Origin of the sequence: Alienimonas sp. DA493 (assembly GCF_043951915.1) — a bacterium.
GTDB lineage: Bacteria > Planctomycetota > Planctomycetia > Planctomycetales > Planctomycetaceae > Alienimonas.
Genome location: NZ_JBINJD010000051.1, coordinates 24,224 through 30,223, shown reverse-complemented (window position 1 = coordinate 30,223; position 6,000 = coordinate 24,224). Strand labels below are relative to the sequence as shown.

The following is a 6,000-nucleotide window of genomic DNA, read 5'->3' as shown; positions in this document are numbered from 1 at the left end:
GCACGCCCACCGCACCGGCCCCGGCCCCGCCGGCGGCGCCGGAGGGCACGGACGCGGCGGAGGAGGGGGCGGCGGCAGGCGGGGCGGCGGCGATCGGAGCGATCCGGAGGGGCGGGCGGAAGACGGGTCCGTCGAACCCTACATCACGCCGGGAAGAGGGCAAAAAACTCTGCGAGCGAAGCATTTTCCTCCCGCGGAGCCGTCAGAACCGACCCCGCCCCCACCGACGGCAGAGTCCGTCCCGGAGTCGGCGGCGCCCCGCCGCGTCGCGGCCGCCCCGCCGCTCCGGGCGGGGCAGAGTTCGTTCGCCTCGTCACGCATCTCTCCTCCGCTCCTTCCCCCTTCGCCTCGGATCGACCGTGCTCCGGCCGACTGGAACGCTGCTGCTCGGATCGTTCGCCGCGGCCGCGCTGTGCGGGTGCGGGGGGACCGAATTGGCGGCGGTGGAAGACCCGCAGGCCCACGCCGTCGCCCCGGCGGCGCCCGAGCCGGCGGCGACGCGCACGGTCGCGCCGGAGCCAGCCGCGGCGCCGCTGCCGAGCAAGAGCGAGGTCGTCGCGGCGGCCCCCGCGGTTCCGACGCCCGTCGCGCCCGAGGAGCCGATCGGGTGGGACTTTTTCGGCCCCCCGGTCGCCGCCCAGGAGGCCGACGAGGCCGATCCCGTTGCGGAGCACCTGTTCCTGCGCGGGTTCATCACGATGGAGGGCGACCCGCGAAAGGCCGTCCTGTGGGCCGGCGACGGGAGCGGCTCGGGGCGTATTCTGCTGCTCGCCGCCGGGGAGAGCGCCGGCGGGGTCACCGTGGTCGAACTGGGCGAGGACACCGCCACCGTGGAGCACCCGGGCCGGGTCGTGCTGTCGCTCGCCCCCGGACGGACCGGGGCCGGTCGGGTCGGTCCGACGACCGGCCGGCCCTCGACCGGCCGCCCCTCGATCCATCGTTCGTCGCCGCCGCCGTCGGTCCGGCAAGCCGTCCCCCGTCCGCCCCGGCCGGACGTGGAACCGACGTACCGCCCGCCGACCCCGCCCCCGCCGCCCTCCGCCGACCGCTTGGTGCAAGGCCATGAGGATTGAGCGCCTCCCGTCGCGCCTCGTCCTCACGCTCGCCGCGGCCGCGATGTTCTGGGCGTCCGTCCCGGCGGAGGGCGCGAACATTTATGTCCGCACCAACGGGAACGACGGCCCCGCGGACCCCTCGGCCTGGGGCAAGTCGCCCGATAAGGCGTGGCGGTCCGTCAGCAAAGCGGCGGGGGCCGCCGTCGCGGGGGACACGATTTACGTCGGCGCCGGCACCTACGACGGATACGCCCCTCAGTACAACGACGGCACCTCCACGGCCCCGATTCGATACGTGGCCGATACCGACGGGAGCCACACCGGCGACGCCGGCACGGTGACGATCCGCCCCGGGTCCACCTATTCAGGGGCCGACGGATATTGGCTGGGGCTGGGGATCTTCGGCGATCACACGATCGTCGACGGATTCACCTTCGAGCGGAACAACCCGTCCGACACCCGCACCAGCTATCCCGCCGCGGCCGCCTACTGCACCGGCGTCCGCTACCAGAACTGCCGGTTTCGAAATTGCACCGGCGGGTTCGGCGCGTTGTCCGGGGCGGGAGTGGCGATCGTCAATTGCGTGTTCGAGGGGTGCGTCGAACTCGGTCTGGGGGTGCGGTCGGCCACGGCGACCGCCGTCACGGGCTGCACGTTCACCGACAACACTGTGGGGCTGATCGGGGAGAGCAGCGCGCTCACGGTGACGAACTGCACGTTCACGCGAACCGGCACGACGGGCACCCACGTGCGGCTGGACAATTCCGCGGCGACCCTCACCAACTGCACGCTGACCGGCGGGGCGTACGGCGTTTATCAGAGCAGCGGGGCGAGCGCGACGGTCCGCGGCTGCGTCGTCGCCGGCATTCAAACCGTGGGTCTCTGGCTGGGGAGCCAAGCGACGGAGATCGACGACTGCGACATCTCCGGCAGCGCCACCGGGGCGTACCTCCCCGCGACCGGGGGCGCCGAACCGATCGTGCGGGACAGCGTGATCCGCGATTGCGGCGTCGGACTCAGCGTCGCCTGGACCGGACTCACGCTGCGACTGACGACGCTCTCGGGTCACAGCGACGCCGGTCTTCGCATCGCCTCGTCGGTCTCGTCCTTCCACCTCGGCGCCCTGGACACCGTCACGATCGCCGGCTGCCGCTACGGCCTGGCGTGGAACGGCGACGCGGGCGTGCCGCAGGCATTGACCGTCGATTCTAAAACCTGGTCCGGCAACGAAGACCACATCTATACCGCCGACGTGGAAAACGTCGTCGTCCGCAACCTCTCCGCCTCCGGCGGACACGGCGGGCTCCAGATCTTCGCGGCGGACTCGCTCGCCGTCAGCAACTGCGCCTTCGCCGACGACGACGGGACCGGCGCCTGGGAGACCCGGGCCGCGATCCTCGCCGAGGCGGCGAGCGTGGTCGTCACCGACTGCTCCTCCGAGCGCTGGTACTACGGCCTCCATCTGACCGGGGCGAACGATCCGGACGTCCAGCGGGTCACGATCCGCGACTGCGGCCGGGACGCCGTCCGTCTGGACGGCGGGTCCTGGAACTGGCAGGCGGCCGACGCCGTCGCCCTGCACGACAACTGGATCGGCGTGTACGCCTTGAACGCCGCCTTGAACGTGGACGGCGGCGCCGCGGGCATCGACGTGGACGGCGCCGCCGGGACGGGGCACGGCCTGTACGCCGTCGGGGGGACGACGACCTGCCGGAACGTGCACGTCGCCGACAGCGCCCTCGGCTTTCACGCCGACCGCTCCCGGGGCGTGCTCCTCGAGAACTGCTCCGCGAACGGCTGCGGGTCCCAAGCGGTCCAGATCGTGCGGGACACGGCCGACCCCGCCGCCGTCGCCGCCACGGTGACGAACTTCGCCGCGACCGATTGCGGGAACGGCGTCGCCTACAGCCGGGGCGCCGGCACGGCGGACGGCGTCGGCCAGATCGTCCTTCAGAACGTCTCGCTCGCCCGCGCCGTCACGCCGGACGGGAACGGGTACGCGGTCAACCCGACCGGCACGGGGCTGACGCTCGCCGATTGCCCGCTGGACCCGGCGTTCCACGCCGGGCTCACGATTTCCGGGTACGAAACCGGCCTGTTCGTCGCCTCGGCCGACCTCGCGATCGAGGCGTCGACCGCCCTGAACGTCTCCTCCTGCGGCACCGCACTGGTGGGAACCGACGGGGCGGCGACGCTTGCCGACTGGAACTGTTCGGGGAACTGGTACTCGTTCCGGCACTATCCGGCCGGGGCGACGACGATGTTGTCCGGCTGCGACCTCGTCGGCCGCGACGGCGCGATCTACGTGGAAGCCGGGGGCGACTTCACGGCCGCCGGCTGCACGTTCGCCAGCGAGATCGGCGACGCCGTGGCCGCCGTCAGCTTCGCCGACGCCGACTTCGCCTTCACCGACTGCACCGTCGCCGCGTCCGGCGAAGACGCCTTTCAGGTGGAGGCCGCCTCGGCGGCGCTCGGGACCGGCGCCGCGACCTTCACCCGCTGCCTTGTCGCCGCGGCGGACGACGACGGGTTTCAGACCCGCTACGTCGACGTCGTGATGCGGGACTGCGTCGTCGCCGGCTGCGGCGACACGGCCGCGAGCTTGCGGGAGGGCGCCGCGGACCTCGCCGACTGCGCCGTCGCCTCCGCGGGAGGACGGGGCATCTCGTTGACGGGCTCTTCAACGGTCCGCGTCGCGCGGTGCCGCATCGAGAACTGCGGCGCCGAGGCCCTGTGGCTGTCGGGAGTCGGGGGCGCCGCGACGATCGAAAACCTGCTGGCGGTCGCCAGCCCCGACGGCGTGGTCGTGCACAACGGGGCCGCGACCGCGGCCCTGCGGCACCTCACGATCACGGCGACGAACCGGGCCCTGCGGATCGACAACAGCGCCGTCGCCCTGGCGAACGGGATTCTCGTCGGAGCCGTGGGCGCCGCGGCGACGAACGGGGGCTCGGCGACGCTCGATCACGTGCTGCTGTTCGCGGCGACGCCGTATTCCGGCGTCGCCCCCGGGCCCGACGACCTGCTGGAGCCCCCGCGGTTCCGCGACGCCCCCGCCGGGGATTACCGCCTCGGCGAAGGCTCCCCGGCGATCAACGTCGGCCGGGACCTCGCCGGCGTGGTGGACGCCGACCTCCTCGGCGCCGCCCGCCCCAGCTACCGCCGCTACGACTTGGGCGCCTACGAATACCACGAGGCCGACGGCAGCCTCCGCATCCTCGACTGGCGCGAGGCGGCGAACTAAACAAGCTTCAAGACCAAGAACTCAAGAACCAAGACGGAGCGAACGCCTGGCGTTTTGGTTCTTGAGTTCTTGGCCTTGATACTTCTTCGTCAGTCCACGTCGTATTCGCTGGCCAGCTTCTCGAAGTCGGCCACGTTGCCCTCGGACAGGCCGCCCTCGCGGACGATCTCGGTCGCGGCCTCTTTATTGGCGGTCAGGTCCTTCGCCCGGGCGCTGATGCGGCCGCTGGCGTCGTAGCTGTAGGTGACCTCCACCGGGCTGCCCTTTTTCATGTCCGGCGGCAGGCCGACGATGCGGAAGTCGCCGATCAGCGTGCAGGCGGCGGGGTCCCGGGCCTCGCCCTCCAGCACCTCGACGTGGACGGTCTTCTGGTTGTCGCTGGTCGTTTTGAACCGCTGCGTCTTGCTGGCCGGGATGGAGGTGTTCCGCGGAATCATGATGTGATTCATCCGCGCGCCCTTCTTCTCCGGGTCGGCGACTTTAATGCCCAGGCTGTGGCTGTTCACGTCCACCTGTTTGACGCGTTCCAGCCGCTTGCGGAGGGCCTCCGCCATTTTGCCGCCGCCGCCGTGCTTGGCCTGCAAAATGGCGGCGTGGATCGCGGCGCCCTCGGCGACGGCCCGCTCCGGCATCAGGCTGCGGGACGGCTCCTGCCTGGTGATCTCCTTCAACGTCTTCTCCACGATCGGCATATAGGTCGAGCCGCCGATCAACACGACCTCGTCCAACTGGGCCGGGTCCACGCCGGACTGTTGGAGCACCAGTTCGGTCGTGTCGCGCGTCCGCTGCATCAGGTCGGCGGTCATGCGCTCGAAGTCCGACCGCGTGAGCTGCACCGTGAGCGTCTTGCCCTTGTAATAAACGCTGACCGGGGCCCGGTCGTTTTTGGATAGTTTGCGTTTGGCGTCTTCGCACTCCTGGAAGAACGCCCGCAGGCCCTCAGGGTCCTGGCGGGGATCGTCGCCGTATTTGCGGGTGAACTGCTCGGCGAGGTGCTCCACCAGCCGGTTCGACCAGTCCAGCCCGCCGAGCATCACGTCCCCGTCCGTCGCCAGCACGCGGAACGTCGTGGAGGTGAACCGCACCACCGTGACGTCGAACGTCCCGCCGCCGAGGTCGTACACCAGGATGGTCGTCTCCCCGCCGCCGGTGTCGACGCGGCCGAGGTCGCCCTTGTTCCAGGCGTAGGCCAGCGTGGCGGCGGTGGGCTCGTTGATGATATCCACCACGTTCAGTCCGGCGACCTGCCCGGCGTCCTGCGTGGCCTTCCGGCGGAGGTCGTTGAAGTAGTAGGGCACCGTGACGACGGCGTTCGCCACCGGGCCGATGCGGACCTCCGCGTCCTGCTTCAGCTTTTTGAGGATCAGAGCGCTGATGAACTCCGGCGTGAGCTTCTTGCCCTGATAAACGACGTAATAATCCTTGTTGCCCATCTGCCGTTTGACGGCCTCGACGACGTTCTCCGGCTTCTCCAGGGCGATCCGCTCGAAGCTGGGGCCGACCATCACGCGGCCGCCCTCGCCCAGCAAAACCACGCTGGGGGTGATGGGGCGGTCGTCGCCGTTGTTGATGATGGTGGGTTCGCCCTCGTCGTTGAGGTGGGCGATGGCGCTGTAGGTCGTGCCGAGGTCGATGCCGACCGTTTCGCCGTCGAGGAACTTCATGGCGGGCTGGTTCAGAAAGATCGTTCGATCATTCGAC

The 6,000-nt window shown here is 70.6% G+C and carries 3 protein-coding genes; 2 read left to right on the top strand and 1 reads right to left on the bottom strand.

Going from position 1 to position 6,000, the window contains the following annotated elements:
* The first annotated feature begins 359 nt into the window (after positions 1–359).
* Both ACG2DA_RS10015 and ACG2DA_RS10010 read left to right on the top strand, forming a co-directional pair.
* Complete coding sequence (locus ACG2DA_RS10015) at positions 360–1,073, top strand: hypothetical protein (protein WP_395255461.1); 714 nt, start codon at positions 360–362, stop codon at positions 1,071–1,073.
* Positions 1,063–4,299 (top strand): right-handed parallel beta-helix repeat-containing protein, encoded by a 3,237-nt coding sequence (locus tag ACG2DA_RS10010; RefSeq protein ID WP_395255460.1) that lies wholly within the window; start codon positions 1,063–1,065, stop codon positions 4,297–4,299. The genes ACG2DA_RS10015 and ACG2DA_RS10010 overlap by 11 nt, the downstream gene beginning before the upstream one ends.
* Before the next feature lie 89 nt (positions 4,300–4,388).
* Here the strand turns inward: ACG2DA_RS10010 and ACG2DA_RS10005 are convergent, their stop codons facing one another.
* Positions 4,389–5,963: an Hsp70 family protein gene (locus tag ACG2DA_RS10005; RefSeq protein ID WP_395255458.1), complete on the bottom strand. Its 1,575-nt coding sequence runs from the start codon at positions 5,961–5,963 to the stop codon at positions 4,389–4,391.
* Between the last annotated feature and the right edge of the window lie 37 nt (positions 5,964–6,000).